24 protein-coding genes and 1 riboswitch are annotated in these 24,624 nt (G+C 37.7%); of the genes, 13 read left to right on the top strand and 11 right to left on the bottom strand.

What is annotated here, in order from left to right:
• The first annotated feature begins 30 nt into the window (after positions 1–30).
• Entirely contained in the window at positions 31–423 is a 393-nt protein-coding gene (locus ACUN24_RS19160; RefSeq protein WP_445563958.1) for a DUF983 domain-containing protein, read from the top strand.
• 1,004 nt (positions 424–1,427) lie between these two features.
• Here ACUN24_RS19160 and ACUN24_RS19155 read toward each other — a convergent pair.
• The 5 genes from ACUN24_RS19155 to ACUN24_RS19135 all read right to left on the bottom strand — a co-directional run bounded on the left by ACUN24_RS19155 (position 1,428) and on the right by ACUN24_RS19135 (position 6,413).
• A complete protein-coding gene (locus tag ACUN24_RS19155) occupies positions 1,428–2,201 on the bottom strand; it encodes a copper homeostasis protein CutC (protein WP_445563957.1) in 774 nt (257 codons plus the stop codon).
• Positions 2,202–2,229: 28 nt separating this feature from the next.
• Complete coding sequence (locus tag ACUN24_RS19150) at positions 2,230–3,108, bottom strand: YegJ family protein (RefSeq protein ID WP_445563956.1); 879 nt, start codon at positions 3,106–3,108, stop codon at positions 2,230–2,232.
• A 44-nt stretch (positions 3,109–3,152) separates the two neighbouring features.
• A complete protein-coding gene (locus ACUN24_RS19145; RefSeq protein WP_445563955.1) occupies positions 3,153–4,187 on the bottom strand; it encodes a N(4)-(beta-N-acetylglucosaminyl)-L-asparaginase in 1,035 nt (344 codons plus the stop codon).
• A gap of 256 nt (positions 4,188–4,443) precedes the next feature.
• A complete protein-coding gene (locus ACUN24_RS19140) occupies positions 4,444–5,247 on the bottom strand; it encodes a nitrilase family protein (RefSeq protein ID WP_207908412.1) in 804 nt (267 codons plus the stop codon).
• A gap of 20 nt (positions 5,248–5,267) precedes the next feature.
• Complete coding sequence (locus ACUN24_RS19135; protein ID WP_445563954.1) at positions 5,268–6,413, bottom strand: methionine aminotransferase; 1,146 nt, start codon at positions 6,411–6,413, stop codon at positions 5,268–5,270.
• Positions 6,414–6,691: 278 nt separating this feature from the next.
• Here ACUN24_RS19135 and ACUN24_RS19130 point away from each other — a divergent pair, with 278 nt between their 5' ends.
• Positions 6,692–8,224 carry a DUF2271 domain-containing protein gene (locus ACUN24_RS19130; RefSeq protein ID WP_445563953.1) on the top strand — a complete coding sequence of 511 codons (1,533 nt, stop codon included), beginning with the start codon at positions 6,692–6,694 and terminating at the stop codon, positions 8,222–8,224.
• Positions 8,190–8,879, top strand: coding sequence for a PepSY-associated TM helix domain-containing protein (locus tag ACUN24_RS19125; RefSeq protein WP_445563952.1), 690 nt, complete (start codon positions 8,190–8,192; stop codon positions 8,877–8,879). The genes ACUN24_RS19130 and ACUN24_RS19125 overlap by 35 nt, the downstream gene beginning before the upstream one ends.
• Positions 8,880–8,935: 56 nt before the next feature.
• Here the strand turns inward: ACUN24_RS19125 and ACUN24_RS19120 are convergent, their stop codons facing one another.
• Positions 8,936–10,162 carry a multidrug effflux MFS transporter gene (locus tag ACUN24_RS19120; protein WP_445563951.1) on the bottom strand — a complete coding sequence of 409 codons (1,227 nt, stop codon included), beginning with the start codon at positions 10,160–10,162 and terminating at the stop codon, positions 8,936–8,938.
• Between the two features lie 197 nt (positions 10,163–10,359).
• On the opposite strand from ACUN24_RS19120, the gene ACUN24_RS19115 reads away from it, so the two are divergent.
• The 4 genes from ACUN24_RS19115 to ACUN24_RS19100 all read left to right on the top strand — a co-directional run bounded on the left by ACUN24_RS19115 (position 10,360) and on the right by ACUN24_RS19100 (position 12,878).
• Positions 10,360–11,130: a queuosine precursor transporter gene (locus ACUN24_RS19115; RefSeq protein WP_121286498.1), complete on the top strand. Its 771-nt coding sequence runs from the start codon at positions 10,360–10,362 to the stop codon at positions 11,128–11,130.
• Positions 11,131–11,156: 26 nt separating this feature from the next.
• Entirely contained in the window at positions 11,157–11,600 is a 444-nt protein-coding gene (locus ACUN24_RS19110; protein ID WP_445563950.1) for a hypothetical protein, read from the top strand.
• 130 nt (positions 11,601–11,730) lie between these two features.
• Positions 11,731–12,531: a type II toxin-antitoxin system antitoxin SocA domain-containing protein gene (locus ACUN24_RS19105; RefSeq protein ID WP_445563949.1), complete on the top strand. Its 801-nt coding sequence runs from the start codon at positions 11,731–11,733 to the stop codon at positions 12,529–12,531.
• A 2-nt stretch (positions 12,532–12,533) separates the two neighbouring features.
• Positions 12,534–12,878, top strand: coding sequence for a hypothetical protein (locus ACUN24_RS19100; RefSeq protein ID WP_445563948.1), 345 nt, complete (start codon positions 12,534–12,536; stop codon positions 12,876–12,878).
• Positions 12,879–12,953: 75 nt separating this feature from the next.
• On the opposite strand, the gene ACUN24_RS19095 is transcribed toward ACUN24_RS19100, so the two are convergent.
• The 3 genes from ACUN24_RS19095 to ACUN24_RS19085 all read right to left on the bottom strand — a co-directional run bounded on the left by ACUN24_RS19095 (position 12,954) and on the right by ACUN24_RS19085 (position 16,780).
• Positions 12,954–14,198 carry a homoserine dehydrogenase gene (locus ACUN24_RS19095; protein ID WP_219078812.1) on the bottom strand — a complete coding sequence of 415 codons (1,245 nt, stop codon included), beginning with the start codon at positions 14,196–14,198 and terminating at the stop codon, positions 12,954–12,956.
• Positions 14,199–14,359: 161 nt separating this feature from the next.
• Complete coding sequence (locus tag ACUN24_RS19090; RefSeq protein WP_445563947.1) at positions 14,360–15,418, bottom strand: homoserine O-acetyltransferase family protein; 1,059 nt, start codon at positions 15,416–15,418, stop codon at positions 14,360–14,362.
• 30 nt (positions 15,419–15,448) lie between these two features.
• On the bottom strand, positions 15,449–16,780 hold the full coding sequence (locus ACUN24_RS19085; RefSeq protein WP_445563946.1) for an O-acetylhomoserine aminocarboxypropyltransferase/cysteine synthase family protein: 1,332 nt from the start codon (positions 16,778–16,780) through the stop codon (positions 15,449–15,451).
• 260 nt (positions 16,781–17,040) lie between these two features.
• A riboswitch (SAM riboswitch) is annotated at positions 17,041–17,151 on the bottom strand.
• Between the two features lie 210 nt (positions 17,152–17,361).
• Here ACUN24_RS19085 and ACUN24_RS19080 point away from each other — a divergent pair.
• Complete coding sequence (locus ACUN24_RS19080; protein ID WP_445563945.1) at positions 17,362–18,378, top strand: hypothetical protein; 1,017 nt, start codon at positions 17,362–17,364, stop codon at positions 18,376–18,378.
• A 190-nt stretch (positions 18,379–18,568) separates the two neighbouring features.
• Here the strand turns inward: ACUN24_RS19080 and ACUN24_RS19075 are convergent, their stop codons facing one another.
• Entirely contained in the window at positions 18,569–19,684 is a 1,116-nt protein-coding gene (locus ACUN24_RS19075; RefSeq protein ID WP_445563944.1) for a trans-sulfuration enzyme family protein, read from the bottom strand.
• Between the two features lie 123 nt (positions 19,685–19,807).
• Here ACUN24_RS19075 and ACUN24_RS19070 point away from each other — a divergent pair, with 123 nt between their 5' ends.
• From ACUN24_RS19070 to ACUN24_RS19050, 5 genes are all read left to right on the top strand, one after another.
• A complete protein-coding gene (locus ACUN24_RS19070) occupies positions 19,808–20,302 on the top strand; it encodes a hypothetical protein (protein WP_244095151.1) in 495 nt (164 codons plus the stop codon).
• A gap of 344 nt (positions 20,303–20,646) precedes the next feature.
• Complete coding sequence (gene mqnE, locus ACUN24_RS19065; RefSeq protein ID WP_445563943.1) at positions 20,647–21,840, top strand: aminofutalosine synthase MqnE; 1,194 nt, start codon at positions 20,647–20,649, stop codon at positions 21,838–21,840.
• A 107-nt stretch (positions 21,841–21,947) separates the two neighbouring features.
• Complete coding sequence (locus ACUN24_RS19060) at positions 21,948–22,574, top strand: histidine phosphatase family protein (RefSeq protein ID WP_445563942.1); 627 nt, start codon at positions 21,948–21,950, stop codon at positions 22,572–22,574.
• Between the two features lie 141 nt (positions 22,575–22,715).
• On the top strand, positions 22,716–23,444 hold the full coding sequence (locus tag ACUN24_RS19055) for a menaquinone biosynthetic enzyme MqnA/MqnD family protein (RefSeq protein WP_445563941.1): 729 nt from the start codon (positions 22,716–22,718) through the stop codon (positions 23,442–23,444).
• A 14-nt stretch (positions 23,445–23,458) separates the two neighbouring features.
• Positions 23,459–24,022, top strand: coding sequence for a hypothetical protein (locus ACUN24_RS19050; RefSeq protein ID WP_445563940.1), 564 nt, complete (start codon positions 23,459–23,461; stop codon positions 24,020–24,022).
• A 129-nt stretch (positions 24,023–24,151) separates the two neighbouring features.
• Here ACUN24_RS19050 and ACUN24_RS19045 read toward each other — a convergent pair whose 3' ends face one another.
• Positions 24,152–24,466, bottom strand: a complete 315-nt coding sequence (locus tag ACUN24_RS19045) for an HPF/RaiA family ribosome-associated protein (protein WP_445563939.1) — start codon at positions 24,464–24,466, stop codon at positions 24,152–24,154.
• Positions 24,467–24,624: the final 158 nt, after the last annotated feature.

The following is a 24,624-nucleotide window of genomic DNA, read 5'->3' as shown; positions in this document are numbered from 1 at the left end:
CTTACCTTTGTACTATCAAATTAGAAGATTATGGCTGAGTTATCGAAATTCCAGGCTTTTGTACAGTGCAAATGCCCACGTTGCCGCAAAGGAGATATTTTTACAGGGAGTGCTTATTCTTTCAGACTACAAAAAACCAATATTAACTGTCCGCATTGCAACTTAAAATTTGAGCGCGAGCCAGGGTTTTTCTATGTAGCCATGTTTGTAAGTTATGCTATGAACGTTGCAGAAATCATAACCATTGGTGTGGCATCGTATGTTTTGGGTTTAGCATTAGTTTATGAAAACCTATGGTACTATGTTGGTTTAATTTTAACGGGAGTTTTGTTATTATCACCAATTAATTACCGCTATTCGAGAGTTGTTTTGCTTCATTACCTTACTCCAGGCTTACATTATGTGCCAGGAAGTGGAGATTAGTAAACACTAAATAAAAGAGGACTGTATTGTGAAATTAATTTCTCTTCAGGTTTTGTTATGTTGATCTTTTCTAAATGTATCTGTCATAGATATTTAATCTTGTCCTTCTGCAGGTTTTTGTTCTTGTGTTTACATACTGAATTGAGGCATTCAATAAATTAACTAGAAGATTGCTTTCGTCTTATTAAACCTATTATCAGATTGATAATAGGTAGTAGTTGAACAACTAAAAATCCGAGTAGCATCGCAGCGGTGCTATTCTTGAATCCCTGTGAATAATCTATCGAGTCTGCGCTGGTAAACTCGACCATGGTAAGTGATCTGTTGAAATTATAAGTAGAATAACAAGCAAGAAAAAAGAATAAAATAGATAATAAAATGTGAGCCCAGCTCAAGGTATTAGATGCTATAAATGATTTTAAAAATTTGTAGAATAATGCAAAAACGAATAAAAATATCGCAAACCACCTAATGAGTGGAATACTATCGGTCATATAATAACTGTCGTGTATATTGAAAGCAAGATTAACTGCCGGAAGCAATAATGAAGCTGCCAAAAGAATGGTCGCTACTAAAACTAGGAAGTTATAGGTTTTAAAGATTATTTTCATTTTTTGTTTGGCTTGAGTGGTTATTAGTGGATCAGGCAGTTATTTGGAGAGCCATTTCCCATATTTATGATCAGTTTTTTAATTAGAAATGAGTGTTCAGTAATGCTTCGGAAACAGCAGTCCCGTTATTTGCTATAGCTCCGATAAAAGATTGGAGGCTGCCGCTTTACCGGGTTTATAGAACAGAGGCCTGTATAAAATACAAACGAAGACTATATTAAGTTCAAAAATCAGGCGTCATTGCGAGGAGGAACGACGAAGCAATCTCATACTAAAGATTCTTGGTTAAAGATTGCTTCGTCGGCTGAAAATAGCCTTCTAGCAATGACGATTTATTGAGAAGACTATATCTTCCTTATAGGTTTACGATCAGTTATAGCTGCAAAGCGAATGCTATTTTAAATTAACCACCATATTTATACAATCAACCAAAGCTTTCACTTTTGTTTCTGAAGTGAGTTCATACCGGTATTCGTCCTCAATACTGCCCATTTTGGTTTCCGTATTTCTGAATTCCATTTTACTTGGTACAAATTCTTTTGCTGAGGCATGGAATTGTGTGGCACCGGTTTGATCAATAAGGTTTTTAATGTTGTCTTCATTAATCCCAGCACCAGGCATAATGGTAATCCGGCCATTCGCTTTTTTTACCAGCTGTGCTAATTTTTCTGCACCCAGAATTGCAGAAGAAGCCCCTCCTGAGGTGAGTACTCTTTTTATGTTGAGTGAGATTAAATCTTCCAGCGCCTGATCCATATCGTTGCTCATATCAAATGCCCTGTGGAAAGCTACTTCCATAGGTTTGGCCAACTCAATTAGTTCAGCACACCGCTCTTTGTCAATAGTGCCGTCAGCTTTAAGTATTCCGATAACTATACCATCACAACTTAATGATTTACATATTTTTATATCTTCTTTCATCAACTCAAACTCGATATCAGAATACAAAAAATCGCCTCCACGCGGACGGATAATTGGCCAAACTTCAATGGATAGATTTTTTTTAGCCAAAGCAATTTGGGCATAACTTGGTGTAGTGCCACCTTCTGCCAGGTTATCGCAAAATTCCACTCTTTTCGCTCCACCATTTTGCGCAGCCAAGGCAGAGGCATAAGAATTTGCACAAACTTCTAAACAAGCATTTTGTGTAATTGGATCACTTTTCATTTCTATTAATAAATGGATGTAATTTGAATTATTCTTCTGTTTCTACAGGACCTAAAACAACCCAGCCTTTTGGCGATTTATAGGTGTTGAGTAGCTGCGTTGATTTTCCACCATCCGGAAACCAGCATACTTCAGTAATTATCCAATGGGAATCATCAATTTTTTTTCGTTCAGGAAAAGCATTCTGAAGACCTGAAAAATCAGGGAAGCCATGTTCTTCCGTATTATTGATAAAAGATAATTTAAGTACTTCTGCTGTTTCAGTGATGATATCATCATCTAATTCCATTTTCAATTTGGAAAGCATGATTCTTGCTTCCTCAAAGAAATCTTTACATGCTATTGCACCATCAATATCCTTAGCATTATAAGCATTCTCCAAAGCTAATATTGCACCTTCTGGTGTTTCGGGATTGGCTTTGAAATGATCAACCCCTTCATCAATATATAAACCTATACTGTCGTCAAATGCTGCTTTCTCTTTTTCAGGTATACCATCTCTGATCGCTCTTATGGTGTAACCGCCAATTAATCTGCCATTTTCAATACTCATCCAGTCTGATATCAGGTCGCGATCAATTCCAATTTTCTGGTTTAGTTTCACCGTGCCTACACTTACAGGTTCGTTACCTACGGTACCAAAAAGATTGCCTTCATCATCAAAATGTGGTTCAGTCAGCCAAATATGCTCGCTATTTTCGCCATCTATAATATGGACTTTAATAGAGAAATAAGCATGGTGCGGCTGGGGATTAGCCAGGCTTTCTTCGAAATACCAAAGCGTTAAATTGGCTTTTTCTATCGCCCAGTTCATACGCTCGTCTTCGTTCGGCACATAAACCATATCAGGCTCACCCTTGCGTTCGGCAACGTTTTTCTTTCCAAAAATATTAGATAATAACCCCATTTACTGTTTCATTTTTTATTTAACGTTTGAAAAAAATCAAGAAATTAATAATAACTTTTGCCTTTGATTAAAAGATCCTGTTTTTCTGCATTACAGACAGCATAGCTAAAACCCTGCTGAATGGCATAAGCACCATATTCGCCTTTTTTATTAATAGCTAAAAACCCTACCTGTATATTTTTGGCTGTTTCGGGCTTCTTTTTAATAATGCGCATTACCGCTTCCTTACAGGCGGCTTCGGGTGTATAACCCTGGCGCATGAGTTCTACCACCAAAAAGGAGCCAACGTTTCTGACTACCTCTTCACCCACGCCAGTTGAGGTTGCACCACCAACTTCATTGTCTACATAAAGGCCGGCACCAATAATCGGACTGTCGCCAATTCTTCCATGTAATTTATAAGCCATGCCACTGGTGGTACACGCGCCTGAAATGTTTCCTTTAGCATCAATTGCGAGCATGCCGATAGTATCGTGGTTGTATTGGTTGCCCGGAAGTTTTTGCGGAGCCGCTTTCTCGTAGAGCTTATTTTCGATATTCATTACAGGCGCATATTTTGCCGTTTTTAACCATTCTTTCCATGCTTTTTCACTTGCGGGAGTAAGTAAATTCTCTTTCTTAAAGCCCTGTTCTAAAGCAAACTGTAAAGCACCATCGCCAGCTAACATTACGTGAGGTGTTTTTTCCATCACTTTACGTGCAACAGAGATAGGGTGTTTAATATGTTCGAGTGCTAAAACAGCGCCGCAGTTACCGAGCTCGTCCATAATACAGGCATCCAGGGTAACGTGGCCATCGCGATCTGGCAAACCGCCATATCCGACAGATTGGTTATGCTCATCTGCTTCAGGTACCCAAACCCCTTGTTCTACGGCATCTAAGGCACGTCCACCGGAAGAAAGTACTTTCCATGCATCGGCATTTGCCGCAATTCCAAAATCCCATGTAGAAATTACGATCGGGAAATTGCCTGTTTTTCTTTCTTCATTCGGAATTACATTTGCAATACTACTTTTATCGATAGCCAGCAATCCGGCCGATAGGGCAGATGCTTTTATAAATTTGCGGCGGTTAAACATTTTTTGGGTTAATTGTTGAAATTGGCTAAATAGTTAATTGTTTGATTGTAGAATTGTTTTAATTGTTATTTTGTTAAATCGAACGATCCTGTTTGAAAATTGCGATTTGAACATTGGTTATAATTCATTAATCGTTTTACTTCCGTTGTAAATTACGATTCGATTATTGGTTATTTAATTGTTAGATTGTTGTGATTGCTGAATTGTTGAACCGATCGCTCCAGTTGGGTTATTTTAATTTGACTATTGGATTAATTTAACTAATGGTAAACCGATCTGCATCCTTTAAAAAAGGAAATTGCCTTCTTACTTTAACCAGTTCTTCATAATTGATGCTGAATGTATATAAATCTTCGTCTTCAGGTTTATAATAAACCGTATTGCCGTATGGATCCAGGCACATCGATAATCCGCTGTGGTAAATCTGGTTTCCATCATGCCCAACACGATTTACAGCAATCACATAACTCTGGTTTTCTATTGCCCTGGCCGGAATTAATGCTTTCCAATGTGCCGATCGTTTATCAGGCCAGCTGGCCACCAGAAGTAAGATGTCATATTCCTGGTCTACATTACGCAGCCAAACCGGAAAGCGCAAGTCGTAACAAATGGCCAACCTGATTTTCCATCCTTTAAGTTCGACAATAAGTTTTTCTTTCCCGGGACTGAAGTGATGATCTTCATCTCCCATGCCAAACAGATGACGTTTATCGTAATGCTGGTTTTTGCCATCTGGCTCCATCCAGATCAAACGGTTAAAATATTGATCGTTTTCTTTTATAATGATACTTCCTGTAACCACACAATTGTATTGGTGTGCCATTTTTTGCATCCACTGCATCGTTTTACCACCCATTTCTTCAGCTAAAGCTTCAGAATTCATGCTAAAACCTGTATTGAACATTTCGGGTAAAATAATAATATCGGTTTTTTCCCTTACACCCATTGATAGTCTAAGTGCCAGATTTAAGAGGTTTTTCTCAATGTTCTCCCAAAAAAGGTAGGCCTGAAAGACAGTTACTTTCAGGTTTTCTATTTGAGTGTAAACAGGTGCTTCCATGGTATATCGGTTTGGTCTGGTTAAACGTTTTTTAATTTCCCGGCCGCTAAGGCAAGTGTAGCGTTTTCTTTAGCAAAGCAAAACCTGATGATTTTATGATCAGTTGCTTTTTGGTAAAATGCAGAAACCGGAATGGTAGCCACTCCAAATTCCTTGATCAGCCTAATGCTAAAGTCAGTGTCTTTTTCATCGCTAATGTCACTGTAGCTTGCGCATTGAAAATAAGAGCCATTACACGGCAAAAGTTTAAAACGACTTTCGGCCAGAAGATTTCTGAAATAATCTCTCTTCTGTTGAAAAAAGCTGCCTATTTCACTATAATTTTTTTGCTCTTTAATGTAATCGGCAATGGCTTGTTGCATGGGACTATTAACGCTGAAAACATTAAATTGGTGTACCTTCCTAAATTCTTTGGTTAATATCTCAGGTGCCAAACAATAGCCCAGCTTCCAGCCGGTAGCATGCAAAAGTTTGCCAAAGGAGGCTACAATAAAACTTCTTTGCTTTAATTCCGGATAGAGCATTACACTTTGGTGCTTTTGTTCATCGTAAATTAAATGTTCATAAACTTCATCGCTCAGGATTAAAATGTCGGTGCCTGTAATCAATTTAATAAGCGATTTCATATCATCTGACGATAAAATACTACCTGTTGGATTTTGTGGTGTATTTAAGATGATCATTCTGGTTTTTGCTGTAAACAACTTCTTAACCATATCCCAGTCAATGGCATAATTAGGTGGAGCAAGCTCGTAGGTTTTAACCAGGCCACCTAAAAGTTTAACGGTAGGCGCGTAACTGTCGTAAGCCGGTTCGAAAATAATAACTTCATCACCTGCATTGATAATGGCTGCTAATGCGGTAAAAATAGCTTGCGTTCCACCGGCTGTGACTGTAATTTCTGTTTCGGGATTATACTTTATGTGATATAGCTTTTCAACTTTCTCTGCAATGTTTTCTTTTAAAGAAGTTGAACCCGGCATTGGTGCATATTGATTAAAACCATCTTTCATAGCTTTATTTACCAATTCAATTAGTTTTGGATCGCAGGCATAATCAGGAAATCCCTGAGAAAGATTAATGGCATTGTGTTCTGTGGCAAGTTTACTCATCACCGAAAAAATGGTGGTACTTACGCCAGGGAGTTTAGATTGTATATGAAGCATCTTATTAGCGAAAATAGGGAAAAAAAAGCTTAAAGCGTAAAAACCCAACCCAAAAGCCCGTTACTTGTTGTCGCGATTGTAATCGTGCATAAAGAAAAAAATTTAAGAATCATTAACTCTCCGCATGATATTGAAATCAATAATCAGCATATTAAATAGGTGGTCGTCAATGAATTTTACACTCAAAATTTGTATTATTTCGAATATATTTCCGCTTATTTAAAATTATTCCAAATAAACCCTTTTCTTTGCAGTGAAATCTCAATGATCCGTTAGATATGAAGTTTAAACACTTAACCGCTGCCTTTTTATTGGTAATAAGTGCATCTGCATTTGTTAATCCTAAAAAAGCCCTGAGAACATTTGTTTCCAATTATGAAAATGTATTGGGTACATCATTAGAATTAAAATTTAAAACAGTTAGCCAGGCAGATGCAGATTTAGCTGAAACGCGTGCATTAAATGAGATTGATAGGCTTGATGGTATTTTAAGTGCATATAAAACGAACAGCGAGTTTAGTAAATGGATGAGCAATGGTAAAAAAACCTCTAAAGTTTCGGCAGATTTGTTTGAGGTTCTAAAACAGTTTGAAAACTATAGAATATTAACCAATGGTGCGCTTGATGCATCAGCGAAGGTAATAGGAGATGTTTGGAAAAAGGCAGCTGCCGAAAACCATTTACCATCAGCTGCAGCATTACAAATTGCCGTTACCTTGGTTAAACAAAAACATTACATTTTAAATGAGCAGGATAAAACCGTAACGCGTTTAGATGATGCTCCATTGGCATTAAATTCTTTTGCAAAAAGTTATATCATTAATAAAGCAGCCGAAAAAGCTATTCAGAGTCCCGGAATTGAAAACGTAGTGGTGAATATTGGTGGTGATATGGTTATCAAAGGAAACCAGCCGGAAGCTATTGAAATAGCGAACCCTAAAGCTGATGCTGAAAACGATGCGGCATTAACAACTATCAAAGTGTCTAATATGGCTGTGGCAACCAGTGGTAATTACCGCAGAGGTTTTAAGGTAAACGGTAAATGGTATTCGCATATCGTTGATCCACGTACAGGAAAACCTGCTTCAGAAATAATTAGTGCAACGGTTATTGGCCCCGATGCCAGCGAAGCAGGGGCTCTGGCTACTTCTTTTAATGTGCTTTCTATTGCTGAGATTGAAGCATTAACTGCGAAAAGAAATGATATCGCATATTTGTTAGTCACGAAAGATGGCACAGAAATCAGAAGCAAAAAATGGGCTCATTACGAGCTTGCTTTAAATAAGCCAGTTGCTGTTTTAGAAAAAGTGAGCAAAGCTGATAAACTTTGGAATCCTAAATATGAGTTGGTTGTGAATCTGGAAATTGCCAATATCGAATCTACTGATGGTAAACGTGTTCGTCGTCCGTTTGTGGCTGTTTGGATTGAAGATGCCGCTAAAACACCTGTACGCAATCTGGCTATCTGGTATAACAAACCACGTTGGTTGCCAGATTTAAAATCGTGGAATCGTGCCAATGGCGATGAGTTTAAAAAAGGAGTCGAAGGAAAACTAAGCTCAACGAGTTCTGCTACACGTGGCCCTGGTAAATATAGCTTATCATGGGATGGGAAAGACGATAGTGGGAAATTGGTAAAAGCAGGTAGTTACACCGTTTTTATTGAAATAGCCCGCGAGCACGGCACTTATCAGGTAATTGCTCAAGAAATGAAATTTACCGGCTCAGCAAAAAAAATAGAATTAACGCCAAATACAGAACTAACATCAGCATCCCTTGACTACAGAAAAATCGGAACCGCAAAAAAATAAGATCACGGTTGCACCTGGCGGCCTGGGAAAAAAGCAGGTTAAAAAAGATAGTGGAAAGGGTAAGGGGAAAAAGCGGCTAGCTGGTTTATCACGCTGGCTGCACATTTATTTATCGATGGTGAGTTTTACAATCCTGCTATTCTTTGCAGTATCCGGCTTAACCTTAAATCATGCAGATTGGTTCACTTCCGGTAAGGAAGTGGTTACTAAAGATTCTGGTTCGGTAAATTTAAAATGGGTAAACCAACCCGATACAAATAAGATCAATAAGTTACAGCTTGTTGAGTTTTTTAGGAGCAAACATCAGGTTAAAGGTGCATTGAGCGATTTCAGAATGGATGACAGAGAACTGAGCTTAACCTTTAACGGGCCTGGTTACCTTGCCGATTCTTTTATAGATCGCGAAACCGGGAAATACGAATTAACCACAACCAGGTTTGGTGCTGTAGCTGTGATTAACGATTTACACAAAGGAAGAGATTCTGGTAAGGCCTGGTCTTGGATTATTGATATTTCAGCAGTGCTGATGACATTGGTTTCCATCTCCGGAATTATCTTAATCTGTTTTATCAAAAAGAAGCGACTAAGCGGCTTCATCATCGCAGCAGTGGGCACAATTGTTTGCTATTTGATTTACAGGTTATTTGTACCATAAGTTACCCACAGCACTGAGGGAATTGAGATTACCTCTTTGTGTCTCATTGGTAAATACTAGTGCGCTACAACAGCATTATCATTCGATGCCTCTACTTCAGTGGTGATGAACTTTCTACCGATTAGTAGACAGCCTAAAGCAATAAAGGCCGCAGCTGTCATTACCAAAGGCATCGGTACAACCGAGTGTTCGCTAAATAAACTTACCATTACCGAGGCTAAAGCACCTAATCCCATTTGTAAGGCACCCATTAACGCCGATGCACTGCCGGCATTTTTGGTAAATGGTGCGAGCGACAAGGCAGCAGCATTTGGATTTATTAAACCTAAGCAAGCCAAAAACAATGCAATAAAGCCTATCGTAGAATATAAACTCAGCCAATTGTTTAACGCAAAAACCAAAAAGATTAAACTGAAAATACATTGAGCAATAAGTGCATAGGTGACAATTTTTTTACTGGTAAACCATCTAAGTATTAAGCTATTTACCTGACTTGATCCAATAAACGATACCGATAACAGGGCGAAAATCCATCCGTAGCCAGTCTTACTTACTTCGTAAATTTTCATAAATACCTGAGGCGAGGACGATACGTAGGCGAATAATCCCGAAAAGGTAATTGAACTAATTAAAGCATAAGTATAAAATTGAGGTTCTTTTAAAACGGTAAAGAAATTGGTTAAAATTGGCTTTGGTTTTAAAGAGTAATTCGGATCGGGTTTATAACTCTCCGGTAACTTGAAAATGGAAGCCAGGAGCATTAAAACGGCCATCAATCCTAAAAATACAAACACATATTTCCAACCTAATGCAGCAATTAAATAGCCACCTGCGGTTGGGGCAAGCATAGGCGAAACCGCGATAACCAGCATTAAGGAAGCAAATACTTTCGGACTTTCTTCTACAGAGAACAAATCCCTAACCATTGCTACAGAAGCTACTGCAGTGGCACAGCTCCCGATGGCCTGAACAAAACGTAAAACAATCAATTGATTTACGTCAGTTACAGCCAAACATAAAAAAGAAGCAAAAATATATAGCGCTAAACCGAAATATAAAGGTTTTTTCCTTCCGAATTTATCCAGAAGCGGGCCATATAATAACTGGCCGGCAGAAATCCCGATAAAAAAACTCGAAAGTGAAAGGGCTACCGTTGATTCATTACTTCTCAAATCCTTTGCAATGTCAACAAAACCAGGAAGGTACATGTCGATGGAGAAAGGACCAAGTGCCGCTAGCGAACCTAAAATAAGTATGAGATAGAAATGTTGTTTTTTAGCCATGAAGATTACCAGATTTTGATGGCGCAAAGATTGTGAGATTTAAGTTGCTAACCTATTTTTACAGTCGAACGATTGTAAAAATCAAATTTTTATATTGAACGATTGAAACAGGTGGCTACGTAATCTTTGTATGATCTCTGTTAAAAATATGAGGATTGCTATGTTAAATCTGCTATTTATTTATAGATTTATAGTCTATGACTTTTAAGACAAAAGAAAGCCGTTTACTACTCATTCTGGGTAGCTTTTTCGTGGCAAACGCTATATTATCAGAGTTTATTGGAGTTAAGCTATTCAGTGTCGAAGAAACGCTGGGTTTTAAAAAGTTCGATATTAATTTACTGGGCGTTCCGCATCTGTCTTTTGTAATGTCGGCAGGGGTGTTAACCTGGCCGATCATTTTCATCATGACAGATATTATAAATGAATATTTTGGTGTAAAGCAAGTCCGTTTTTTATCTATCCTCACCTCAATTTTAATCGCATTTGCCTTTCTGGTAGTTTGGGGCTCTATGCATTTAAGTGCTGCCGATTTTTGGGTACACCAAAAAATTAATGGCGAAGACTTAAATATGAACAATGCATTTGCAGGGATTTTTGGTCAGGGCATGTGGATTATTGTAGGTTCAATTACGGCTTTTATTATAGGACAGTTATCCGATGTTTTGATTTTTCACCGGATTAAAAAGATAACAGGCGAACGCGCATTGTGGCTGCGTGCTACCGGCTCAACGCTGGTATCGCAATTGATTGATAGCTTTGTGGTCATCTTTATCGCCTTTTATTTAAACCCTCAGTACCACTACAGCTGGCAAATGGTTGCCGCAATAGGTTTGGTGAATTATACTTATAAATTCGCGGTGGCTATTTTAATGACGCCAATTTTATATGGAGTACATGCTATTATTGATGGATACCTGGGTAAAGATCTTGCACACAAACTCATTAAAATGGCGGGTAGAGGGTAAGATTAAAACAACCAGATAATAAATTTATGAGAAATATTTTAATGCTACTCGCAGTACTTTCACTATTTTCCTGTGCTGGTAAAAACGAAAATGATCACGAACTTAATATTCAGGGTACATGGCAGTTACTATCGGCTACAACCATTGAAAATGGAAAAAGTAAAACCACAGATTATTCGGGTAAACTGAGAATGATCAAAATTCTCAATCAAAGCCATTTTGCATTTTTAAGACACAGCCTTGATGTTAAAGATAGCACAAACTTTGACGCCGGAGGTGGAACTTTTGTTTTAGATAAAGATGATTATACCGAGCATCTGGAATATTATAAGGATAAAAACTGGGAGGGTAAGACTTTTAAGTTCAAACTCGCTATCCATAACGATACTTTGATTCAGAAAGGTGTAGAGAAGGTGGAAGCAGCAGGGGTAGACCGGGTGATTATTGAGAAATACATTAAGGTAAATTAATAGATATTTTTTTACTTTGCATTTATAAAGTTTGAAGAGTAACATCAGGGCAATTTATCCAGGAAATAATTATTGTTCTTAAATCTATCAATTACTTGTTTTGTTTTAAAACATGCTATATATTTGTAGTATGGGAAACGAATTATCAAAAAAGCAAATTGGCGAACGAATAGCTAACCTACGTTTAAGTAAGAGTTTCTCGCAAGAAGATTTAGCAAAAAGCATTACGATTTCAAGACCTTCCCTGGCACAAATAGAATTGGGAAACAGGAGTGTTAGCTTAAGCGAAATGCAACGGTTATCTGTAGTGCTGGGTTTTTCTCTCGATGATTTTATGACCAAAGATTTTCTAGCCAATCAAAGTTTAAAATTACCTGATGAAACAAACGAAGAGCTTGTAGAAGAACGCATTTCTGTCCCAACTTTAAATATCAATAAGTTTAAAAACGTTTTGCTTTACATTTTAGAGCACTGCGCTGGCAAACCTAACGTTGGTGAAACCGTACTGTATAAACTCCTTTATTTTTCTGATTTTAATTATTATGAGTTATATGAAGAGCATTTAACAGGTGCGAAGTATAAAAAGTTGCCGTATGGCCCTGTTCCTCAAAAGTTAGATGCGATTATCAATCAAATGATAGATGCAAATCAGCTTCAACGAATAAAAACAGAATTTAAAGGTTACCCACAAAAGCGCTATCTGCCACTTGAAAAAGCGGATTTAACCTTACTCAAGGCAAGTGAAAAAGATGTTATAGATAAAGTGATCGAACAAATGAGCGATTGGTCGGCTACGGCTATAAGCGATTACTCACATAAAGATTTACCTTGGGAAGTTACAGAAGAAGGCAAGGATATTAGTTATAATTTAGCTTTCTATCGGGAATTACCTTATTCTGTTCGGGTTTATGATGAAGAAGAAAATAATTAATTATGCTTTTTGAATCACTAAATGAATTTGATAAGGATTTAAAAAAGCTTTTGAAGCGTTATCGCAGTTTGCAATCTGATTTGGAAGATGTAAAGATAATTTTAAGGGTAAAGCCTGATGAGCGCAATCCTTTTAGTTTTCGTATTGATAATTTAGGTATTAGCACATGTGTAATTAAAGTTAAAAAAATTACCTGCGATAGTTTAAAAGGCCGCGGTGTAAACTCTGGCTTGAGATTAATCTATGCTTATTTCGAAGAAGAAAAAAAGATAGTTTTTATTGAGCTTTATCATAAAAGCGATAAGGAAAATGAAGACAGGCAACGTATTTTAGAAAATTTTAAGTAAACGCAAAAGGCCGGACTCGCTCCGGCCTTTGTACTTAACAACAAAACAAATAAAAAAATTAACCTTAAAAATAAGTTATAGGCTTGCCAGCTCTTCGGCAAAAACATTTTCACTCAATTGCTCCTGTTTGTAAATTTGTCTGCCTGTGTAGGCCACAAAAACAGATTCATCCAATAGCAAATCGCGGTTTTTAATCAAACTTTCAAGCTTAACTGTCCCAACCACATATTTATAGCTGCTGGCCGCATAACGTTCACTGATGTTGTCAAATTCCAATAATGTAATCAGATCTTCATCCGCATAACGCAAATAAACTTCTAAAAGAATTTCTTCTGTATGTTTTACACCGTTCTCTGAGTGGTATTTTTTATATTCATAACGATAATCGTAACGTAAAGCCGCAATATCAGATAGTACAGCAGCACCAGTAGGGTGACCACCGGCACCTTTACCATAGAAAAACTGTTTATCAGCAAAAGCCGCCTGAACTGCAACTGCATTGTACTCGTTTTCTACGTTGTAGAGAAAATCATCTTTAGCTACCAGTTTAGGGAGTACATAGGTCACAATATCTTTTGTATTGACCTTACGTGCTGTGGGAACCAACTTAATTTTGAAATTTTTCTCACGTGCATATTTAATGTCGTAATCAGAAAGGTTCTGTATACCAATGTTTAAAATCGCATCAGGATTTACAAATAAACCATAAGCATGTACGGTAGCAATGGCCAGTTTATATTTTGGATCATAACCTCCCACGTCTAAAATTGGATCGGTTTCTGCGAAACCTAAATCCTGCGCTTCTTTTAATGCCGAATCGTAACTTTGTCCTTCGTTGAATATTTTTGATAAAATATAATTAGATGAGCCGTTAAAAATCCCACTCAAAGCATGGAATAATTCATTATCGTAATATTCTTCTAAATTGCGGATAATTGGAATACTGCCACAAACGGCACCTTCGTACAATAGGGAAGTGCCATATTCCTGTTGTAAATCTACCAGTTCTTTTAAGTGTGTGGCGATCATTTTTTTATTGGCCGAGACTACATTTTTACCGTTTTTTAACGCATTAGTTACAATTTCGTAGGCAGCATCGGCATCATTAATCAATTCTACAATTGTATTAATTTCTGTATTGTTCAGTATTTCATTGCGATCCGTAGTAAAAAGATCCTTATTGAGGCTACGTTTCTTTCTTGGGTCTTTTATCGCGATTTTAATGATCTCCAGGTTCAGGTTCTGGCTTTGGATGATATCCAATAAACCTTGCCCTACAACGCCGAAACCAAATAAACCGATTTTTAAATTCTTACTCATTATTTTAGACTTGATTACACAGATAAACAGATTACACCGATTAACTGTATTTATTTTATATTATTTTTTGTTGAATTTGATAGTACAGATATTAGCTATTCTTTTTATTTTTTACCCTAAACCCTAAACCCTAAACCCTAAACCCTAAACCCTAAACCTCTTTAGGCAGTATGCTGTAATTTGATGATTTTTTTATTACGGCTTTCCTTCATAAAGTTTCCGATTACGTTAGTCAAAGCATCTGTTTCGATTAAAAACCCATCGTGACCATAATCAGAATGCAAAGCACTGAATTCTGCCCCAGGGATATGATCTGCCAGATATTTTTGCTCCGATAAAGGAAACAAAACATCATTTTCTATTCCAATTACCAGTGTATTGGCACTGATTAGGTTTAGTGCATCGCCAATGCTTTTTCGGTTACGGCCCACATTGTGGCTGTCCATAGCTTTCGTTAAATAATAATAACTGTAAGCGTTAAAGCGGTTGATCAGCTTTTCTCCCTGATAGTTCTGATAAGAAGACGACCTGAAATTGTCTGTCTTATCGTTTACACTTTCTAACTGTGTACTGCCGTAAGCACTATACGTTCTATAACTTAAAAGTGCAATGCTACGGGCGGTTTTTAAACCTTTGCTGCCACCGTTAGGTTGGTTGGCATAAAAAGTTCTATCTGTGGTAATGGCCAAACGCTGACTTTCGTTAAACGCAATTCCCCATGGAGAATGCGCCGCATTGGTGGCAATCAGGATTAGGTTTTCGATTTTATTCGGTTCCGAAATACTCCACTCTACAGCTTGTTGCCCACCCAAAGAACCACCGATTAATAATTTAATATAATCAACACCTAAATGTGAAGCCAATAACTGATGTGCTGATACTAAATCGCGGATCGTAAACTGTGGAAACGAAAGGTAATAAGGTAAGCCTGTTACCGGATTGGTACTTAATGGGTTGGTGCTGCCATAATGCGAGCCTAAAACATTGGCACAAACGATATAATGCTCTTCAGGGTTGAACAAAGCATTCTGACCGAACAAACCTTCCCACCATTCAAAAACATCAGCATTGGCAGTCAGTGCGTGGCAAACCCAAATTACATTATCTTTATTTGCATTTAATTTGCCATAAGTTTGATAAGCAATTTGCAGGTTGCGGATTTTTTTTCCGCTCTCTAATTTGAACTGTTTATTATAATTATAAGTTGATGCTGTACTCATTGTTGTGTTGTATTCGGAAAATGAACAGGATTAGGCTAATAAACTATCTGTAGAAACCTGAGCGTGAATAGATGCAAAAGCCTGCTCGAAATCGGCCTTAATGTCATCGATATGCTCAATACCGACTGAAACCCGTAATGCGTTTGGTTTTACACCTGCGGCCAGTTGCTCATCTTCACTCAATTGTTGATGTGTTGTTGCCGATGGCTGGATAATCAACGTTTTTGCATCTCCAACGTTTGCGAGGTGCGAAACGAGTTTTAAATTATCAATAACCTGTGTGGCATTTTCTTTACTTCCTTTTAATTCGAAAGATAAAACTGCGCCAAAACCGTTACTTAAATATTTTTTTGCCAGGCTATTGTATTTGCTGCTCGCTAATCCCGGATATTGTACTTCCTGAACCAATGGATGGTTTTCTAACCAGGTAGCCAGTTCCAAAGCATTGTCAACATGGCGTTGTACACGGAGCGATAAGGTTTCTAAGCCCTGCAATAAAAGGAAAGAATTAAAAGGGGATAGGGCAGGGCCAAGATCTCTTAATCCCTCCACACGTGCACGGATGATAAACTGAATATTGCCAAATGGTCCGCCGATGCCGAAAACATCGCTGAAAACCAAACCATGATAACCTGCTGATGGTTCAGAGAATTGAGGGAATTTACCGTTGCCCCAGTTATAGTTTCCGCCATCAATGATCACACCACCAATGCTTGTTCCGTGTCCGCCAATCCATTTTGTTGCCGATTCTACAACAATGTTTGCTCCATGTTCTAAAGGCTTAAACAAATAACCTCCTGCGCCAAAAGTATTATCAACAACTAAAGGTAGATCGTATTTCTTTGCAATTGCAGCAATTTTCTCAAAATCAGGAACACTAAATGCCGGGTTGCCAATGGTTTCGAGATAAATGGCTTTCGTTTTGTCGGTAATTTTAGCTTCAAATTCGTCAGGCACATCTGGATTCGCAAAATCGACATGGATACCTAAACGTTTAAAAGCAACTTTAAACTGGTTATAAGTTCCACCGTAAATGTGAGATGAAGAAACGATACTATCGCCGGCTTCCAAAATGTTGTTTAACGCTATAAACTGTGCAGCCTGTCCTGAAGCTACCGCCAAAGCAGCTACACCACCTTCTAAAGCTGCAATACGTTTTTCGAAAACATCATTAGTCGGATTCATGATCCTGGTGTAAATGTTGCCAAACTCTTTTAAAGCAAATAAGTTGGCGCCATGCTCAGCGTTTTTAAATCCGTAAGAAGTAGTTTGGTAAATCGGTACAGCCCTCGAGCCTGTTGTTGGATCTATTTCCTGGCCAGCGTGTAATTGTAAAGTTTCAAATTTATATGATGTTGACATGATTTCTGTTTTATTTGTTGAATGATGAGACGTAGTGATTTAGGTTAATTTTAAAACCTAGCAGGGCGTATCCCGATGTTTCGGGACCTTCCAGTTTGAAAGAAACAAAAAAGGAAGATTTTTTAAATTACTGTATGCAACAGCACATACAAGTAATTGCACATCTATAAAAAAAAGTAGAAATAGAAGTTTGTTCTATCTTTTTAAGGTTTGCACTGGGTTCGCTTAGCGATTGAAGATTTAATGTTTTCATCAGTTCTAATTTATATCTCCAGATAACACCATGTTATCCGGTCAGGAATTGGCACCTTCTCTTTCTGAGGGTTGCCAGTGGGTCATCGAGCCAGTCTCTCGCCACTTCTTTATAAATCAACCTGTGAAGATTGACTTTTATTTAGCTTTCTACCAAATAATATTTCAAATGTCTGAATTTAATTTTAATTCACAAAATAAAATTTTGATTTTTTGTTAATCGTATGAAAATCAGTAATGTATTTTATTGGGTAGCGACAAATTAGAACTTTTAATATAAAAATTAGCACTTAAAATTCTAAGTTTGTGTGACCTATCTAAATATGACTATGACGAAAAATATAAGAGTTCTAGGCTTAGGCCTGCTATTCACTGTAATGTGTTTAACTAATGCAAACGCCCAATTCGGAGGTTTGAAAGATAAATTATTGAAAGTCGGCACTGCTCAGGGTGCTAAAGCTTTAGGCGTAGACAGGTTTTTAAAACAGCCAGCTGCCATTACCACCAACTTTGAGGATGTAAACAGGGAAGGCGAAAAGCTGCCTGATTTTATTAATTCATTCAATTTAAAAGCTCAGCCCTTGTATTTACTGCCTAAAAATCCAGATGGCGGTTTTGTACTCTGCGAAGGTCTGTACGAAATGACCAACAAAAGCTACTGCCTTAAAGCCGGAACTTTTGCGCCATCAAAGGGCGATGGTTACATGTTTGCCCCAGTTTTGGGCCCGAAAGAAGAAATTGTGGTTTCTATTTTGAAAAGCGCAGAAAAACATCCTGAAGTAGAACAGCATGATATCCAGGCCTTACTTTGGACCATTATTGCCAGAACAAAATTTGCCGATTTTAACGGACAAGTGAAAGTAACTGCAATTAAATTGTTAACGCCAAAACAACTTACGCAATTGGAAGGTGGCGCTTTAGGTGTTTTACCTTTCGATGTAATGGAAAAAGCTAAGGACCAGTTACCTTCAGGTGTGAAAGCCGTTTTTGAAGCAGAAAATAATATCCGTCAACTGGTGTCTTCTGGAAATTATACTTATGCCGACATGGAAAGATATGCTATTATAGCAGGTATGGCTCCACCAAGAAGTGATGTGCCAAGTGGCATCTGGACCAAACACCCTGACGGTTATTATGTGCGTTATTTTCCTTCTGGTTATTCAATCACCAAAGTGCAGGTATATGTTCCAAAAGAATTATTGGCGAACGGAAATAAACTGGTTTATGATGCAGCAGGGGATATTGCTTGTCCTGCCAATACCGGTTCTCAACGTTTAGCGCAAACTAATGAACCATTGGAGGCTAACTATTTGTTAAAGTTGACCACGATTTGTAATCCTAAGTAAGTTTTGGAAAATTAGGGTACTGTAGTCCTTAGGAGATTGCAGTCCCGCTTTACGCTTTATCTTTTTGGCTACCCTTCGACTTCGCTCAGGGTGACAGCCAAAAAGGATATCGCTGCAATCGGGTTTAGCAACAAAGGTTCGAAATAACTAGAAACCTATAAGGTCTTAAAGACCTCATAGGTTTTATACTTTAACCCAACGCCTGCGCTAAATCGGCGATAATATCGTCTACATGCTCTAAGCCTACTGAAATGCGGAGTAAATTTTTGGGTGTTTTACTATCCGGTCCTTCTACTGAATAACGGTGTTCAATCAAACTCTCTACACCACCTAAACTGGTTGCCTGTGCAAATAGCTGAACTTTATTTGCCACTTTATGAGCGGCTTCAGCATCGCCCTTAACCAGGAATGACATCATCCCGCCAAAATCTTTCATCTGTTTTTTGGCAATTTCATGTTGTGGGTGACTTTCCAACCCAGGATAAAATACAGCTTCAACATTTGGATGCCCGTTTAAATAGTCGGCTACTTTTTTTCCGTTTTCGCAATGGCCTTTCATGCGGTAGGCCAGGGTTTTAATGCTTCTGGTTAATAAAAAGCAATCGAAAGGAGAGGGTACCGTACCACCAGTTTGTTGTATGTTTTTGATGCGCTCCCATAATTCATCTTTTTTGGACGTAATTAAAATCCCACCAAGCACATCACTATGGCCTCCTAAATATTTGGTGCTGCTGTGCATTACTATATCGGCACCCAATAATATTGGATTCTGTAAAATTGGAGAGGCAAAGGTGCTGTCGCAAACCAGGGTGATATTTTTTGCTTTAGCAATTCTGGCAATTTCTTCAATATCTGTAACCTTTAGCAAAGGGTTTGATGGCGTTTCAATCCAGATTAACTGCGTATTGGGTTTAATGCTGCTTTCTATCAGGTTCAAATCCGTTTGATCAACAAAATCAAATTCCAGACTTTCATTAAAAATGGTTAGCAGCTGTTTTTTAATTCCCCAGTACATGTCATCCGGTGCAATAATATGGCTACCCGGTTTTAAAGCCTGGAACATGGCCAGTCCGCAGGTATTACCCGAAGAAAAAGCAGCTGCATCTTCGCCATATTCTAATTTAGCGACAGTGTTTTCTAGAGCAGACCGGTTTGGATTACTTACCCTGCTATACATGTGCCCACCGGGATAACCACCATCTTCGCCACGAAAAAAAGTAGTGGATAGATTAATTGGCGGCGTAACATCACCTGTAGCACTTTTTACGAGATTAGAAGCGTGAATAGCAAGGGTTTCGGGTTTCATAATAATTAGTTTTGATCAAAATGATATCGGGAAGCAATTTAATAATTTGGCGCTAATTTAAGGTTCGTAATGGTTTTGGCAAGATTTATGTAACAAGTTTGTCGAAATTTAATTAAACAAAAAATGAAAAGATTATTTATAGCTATCGCAATAGCATGTTCTACTTTAGTAATGTTACAAAGTTGTAATACTGCAAAAAGAGTAACTGCAGGCGTAACAGGTAGCAGAGGTACAGTTGTTCGCGAATGGGTGGTGAGTAATGTAGCTTTAGAAGGATTGCCTGATGGCGCTGTTCAGGGATTATTTGGAGAGAAATCGTACAAGTGTTTCCAGGGAAGTACATGGAACTTAACCAATAGCGGTAATGGTTCTTACACTTTACCAGCATCAAGTGCTTGTGGTTCGGTAATGCAGACTATCTTCTGGTCGGCTGCACCTAAAGACCAGACTTTCCAGTTCAAAAAAATCTTTGAAGGTGATAAAGCTAAAAACGTAACAGAAGGTTACCGTTTAGTATTAACTGACCTTTCCAGCACACAAATGATCTTAAAATCGCCAATCGAATTTGGTGGTAAAACTGCAAACATCGTATTAACCTTTACGCCTGCTGCAAGATAATTTCATCTACCTTTGAAAAACATAATAAGAGCACTTCTGAAAAGAGGTGCTTTTTTTGTAACCGTTACTGATCTATCTTTATAGTTTCCTCTAAAGTGTCGTCATTTCGAGCGATTGCAACGAAGTCGAGAAATCTATAAAGATAGATCTCTCCATTCCACTGCGTTCCAGTCGAGATGACGATGCTAGGAGATTTTACAAAAATAAAAGCAATCAATATCTGTGTTTATCAGTGTTCATCTGTGGTTAATTATTAAGATTGAGATTCAAAAATCACGGTTTGTTACAAGAAAATGATTTTCAAATCGCCTCATTATTGTATTTTTGTTCAAAATAAATCAGGAATGAATACAACTGAGCAAGTTGAAAAAATATTAGCTGATACCAATTTATCAACTGAATTACAAAACATAGCACACAAAGTTCTTCACGGAGAACGGATTACATTTGAGGAAGGTGTGCATCTTTACGAACATGCCGAACTAGGTTACCTGGGTGTCCTCGCAAATTACATCCGTGAAAAAAGACACGGTGATAAAACTTATTTCAACCGAAACTTTCACTTAGAACCAACCAATCTTTGTGTTTACGACTGCAAGTTTTGCTCCTACTCTCGTTTAATCAAACAAAAAGAAGAAGGCTGGGCTTTAACGATGGAGCAAATGCTAGATATCGTTAAAAAATACGATGGTGAACCGGTAACGGAGGTACATATTGTTGGGGGCGTGCTTCCACAATACGATGTGGCATTTTATTCGGCCTTATTCACGGCTATTAAACAACACCGTCCAGATCTGCATGTTAAAGCATTAACGCCTGTTGAGTACCACTATATTTTCAAAAAAGCTAAAATCGATTACGCAACAGGTATGCGTTTGATGAAAGAAGCCGGATTGGAATCAATACCGGGTGGTGGGGCAGAGATTTTTCACCCTGAAATCAGAGAACAGATTGCTAAAGATAAATGTACCGGGCAGCAATGGCTGGATATACATGAAGAATGGCACAAACTGGGCATGCGCAGTAATGCGACCATGCTTTATGGACATATCGAAAAATACTGGCACCGCGTAGACCACATGGAGAAACTCCGTGAACTACAGGATCGTACGGGTGGTTTCCAGACTTTTATTCCATTAAAATTCAGAAATCAGCATAACCAGATGAGCAATGTGCCCGAATCGTCAGTAATTGAAGATTTAAGAAACTATGCCATTGCCCGTATCTATATGGATAACTTTGATCACATTAAAGCGTATTGGGCGATGATCAGTCGCGAAACAGCGCAGTTGTCCTTAAATTATGGTGTGGATGATATCGACGGTACTTTGGATGATACCACCAAAATATATTCAATGGCAGGAGCTGAAGAACAAACACCTGCAATGAGTACTAAAGAATTGGTGAATTTGATCAAACAAGTAGGCAGAAAAGCAATAGAGCGCGATACTTTATATAATGTGGTTACGGATTTCGAGCATGTTGTTTTTGAGGAAGAGAAGAAACCGCAATATTATAAATTACCTGTGGTGAATTAGTGATAGAATGACGGAATAATAGAATGATAGAATGAGTGAATGATAGATATTAAGCGTTAAATTAAACATTCAATCACTCAAAAATCTCTCATTCAATAATTAATTAGATGAAAGAAATATACATCATACGCCACGGCGAAACGGAACTTAACAGACAAGGCATAGTACAGGGCAGAGGTATAAATTCTGACTTAAATGATTTGGGAAGGGCACAGGCAGAGGCTTTTTATCAAAAATATAAGGATATTCCTTTTGATAAGATTTACACTTCTGATTTAAAACGTACCTGGCAAACTGTTCAGAAGTTTATTGATGCTAAATTACCCTGGGAAAAGCTTTCGGGATTAGATGAGTTGGCCTGGGGTGTTTGGGAAGGAAAACCGAATACTGAAGATGCGCGTGAGGCTTTCCGTGAGATGTTGCAAAGCTGGGAAGATGGAGATTATACGGCTCATTTTGAAGGTGGCGAAAGCGTGCAGGATGTTTACGAGCGTTTGAAACAACCCATGGAAGTTTTAATGACGAGACCTGAAGAAAAGACGGTTTTACTTTGCATGCATGGTAGAGCAATGCGGGTTTTTCTTTGCTTATTATTAGGCAAACCATTAAGCTTGATGACCGAATTCCCACACCAGAACACCGTACTTTATAAAATGGGTTTTGAAGATGGGAAATTTACCGTGCTCGAATTTAACAGCGCAATACATTTAGACGGTTTAGTAATTGGGGAATAAACGGCCCCGTTTCGTGTCTCCACGAAACGAAATAAGTAATTGTTCGTGAGGACACTAACCATGGCGGAGGCCGTCCATTTAGACGGTTTAGTAATTTAATAATACGCTTAACGCCAAACGTGAAGCGCAAAACATAATACTTTGAATAAGATTAAAATATCTGCTGTTGCTTACACCAACACTAAAGCTTTTATATACGGACTAGAACATTCTGACATCATAAATAAAATTGATTTAAGTTTAGATATCCCTTCTGATTGTGCAGCTAAAGTAATTAACGGTCAGGCTGATATCGGCTTAATGCCTGTTGCAGCTATTCCCCTGGTTCCAAATGCCAATATTGTGGCCGATTATTGTATCGGAAGTGATGGAGGTGTAAACTCTGTATTCATCTTTAGTGAAGTTCCTGCCCAGGAAATTAAAACGGTAAGACTAGATGCCCACTCGCGTACATCAAACAATTTAGCCAAAGTTTTACTAAAATTCTATTGGAAAAAAGAAGTGGAGTTTACGACTGATGCAACTGCAAAAACAGATGCCTTTGTTTTAATAGGAGACAGGACATTTGGTAAAAAAGACGATTTTGCTTACGCTTATGATATGGGTGAGGAGTGGAAAAATTTTACCGGTTTACCTTTTATGTATGCTGCCTGGGTGGCAAACAAAGAAATTTCAAAGGACTTTAAAGATGAATTTAATGCCGCTTTAAAATTTGGCCTTGATCATAGAAAAGAAGTTTTGCAAGAGTTACCGGAGGTATTGAATTTCGATCTGGAAGATTATCTATACCACAAACTTCAGTTTGAGGTTACCGATGACAGAAAGAGAGCTTTAAAACTGTTTTTAGGGTATATTGAGCAGCTGGTTTAAAAAACAGCTATAAGGTGATTAAAAAGATTAAAAGGAAGGAATGCCTTGCTAAATATCCAATATTTCCGCAGAGGAATTTTAATGAAAAAATTGAAGATTATGATTATTTCTATCCGGAAACCTTCGCCAATTATATTTTAACCATAACATCAAAAACTAATAAAAAACATACTCAAGCACTAGGGAAAGAACTCAATCATCTTTTAGACGGGATAAAATCAGATTGTTTTATATTCTTGGGAGATGAAAAGTTAGCATGGAGATTTAGGGAAGAAAAATATAAAAACTTTAAAAAGGGGATGGAATTTCTCAAAAATGAAGATATAGGTAAGGATTTTAAAGGGGGCTTAATCCTAAATAAGCAAAATATGGTTCAGTTTGTTAAGCACCTTTCGGATTTGGTAAGTAAAAATGGTATTGTTCAATATGTTTATTTTACTGATGAATTTCAAACTATGATCGGTTCAATTTGCAAAGAAGGTAATATTCATATAAGCACGGTTGATGAGGAAAATGATGCCATGTTTAGGAACGCTGTAGCAGGTACTAAATTTGAATTTCTAAAAAGTAAATGTTAAACTCTGTTTAACAATAGAGATAAACGACAACGTTATAATAATAAAAAAGCAATCTGATCAGATTGCTTTTTTATTATAAAAATATTTTGTTCGATAGACCCTGAACTAAATTCAGGGTGACGAATGGATTTAATGTGCCTTCATTTTTCCAGCCACTTTTTCTAAAGCACTTTTTAATTTGGTTAAAGCGCCTGCAATGGCTAAATCGTAGGTGTTGCCCATATTGGTAACGGCTAAAGGTTCTTTACCAGTAATCCTGGCCTCCAACAAACATCTTTTATCGTCTAAACCATCTTTACTGCCGTTTTCATCAGACAGATGAACTTCTAAACGCGTAATTAAATCGCTGTATCTGCTCAAACCCTCACTTAACTGGGTTTGGATTTTTTCATCGTATTCCTGGTGTATGGTTAAATTTTTGTCGGTATTCAGTTGGATCGTCATAATTAAAAATATTAGGTTAAATTATATAAACGTAACACACAACTGTAAGAAACGTTTTTAATTAGTGTTAATTTATACAACTGGGTTATGACAGACCATTGTACCTAAAACTGGTAGAAGCGAACACGAGTGTAACGAAGTAAAGCGGATAACAGGAC

It is taken from the genome of Pedobacter sp. WC2501 (assembly GCF_052682415.1).
Note: the sequence above shows the minus strand (reverse complement) of the source record. Positions and strands in the feature narration are given on the sequence as shown.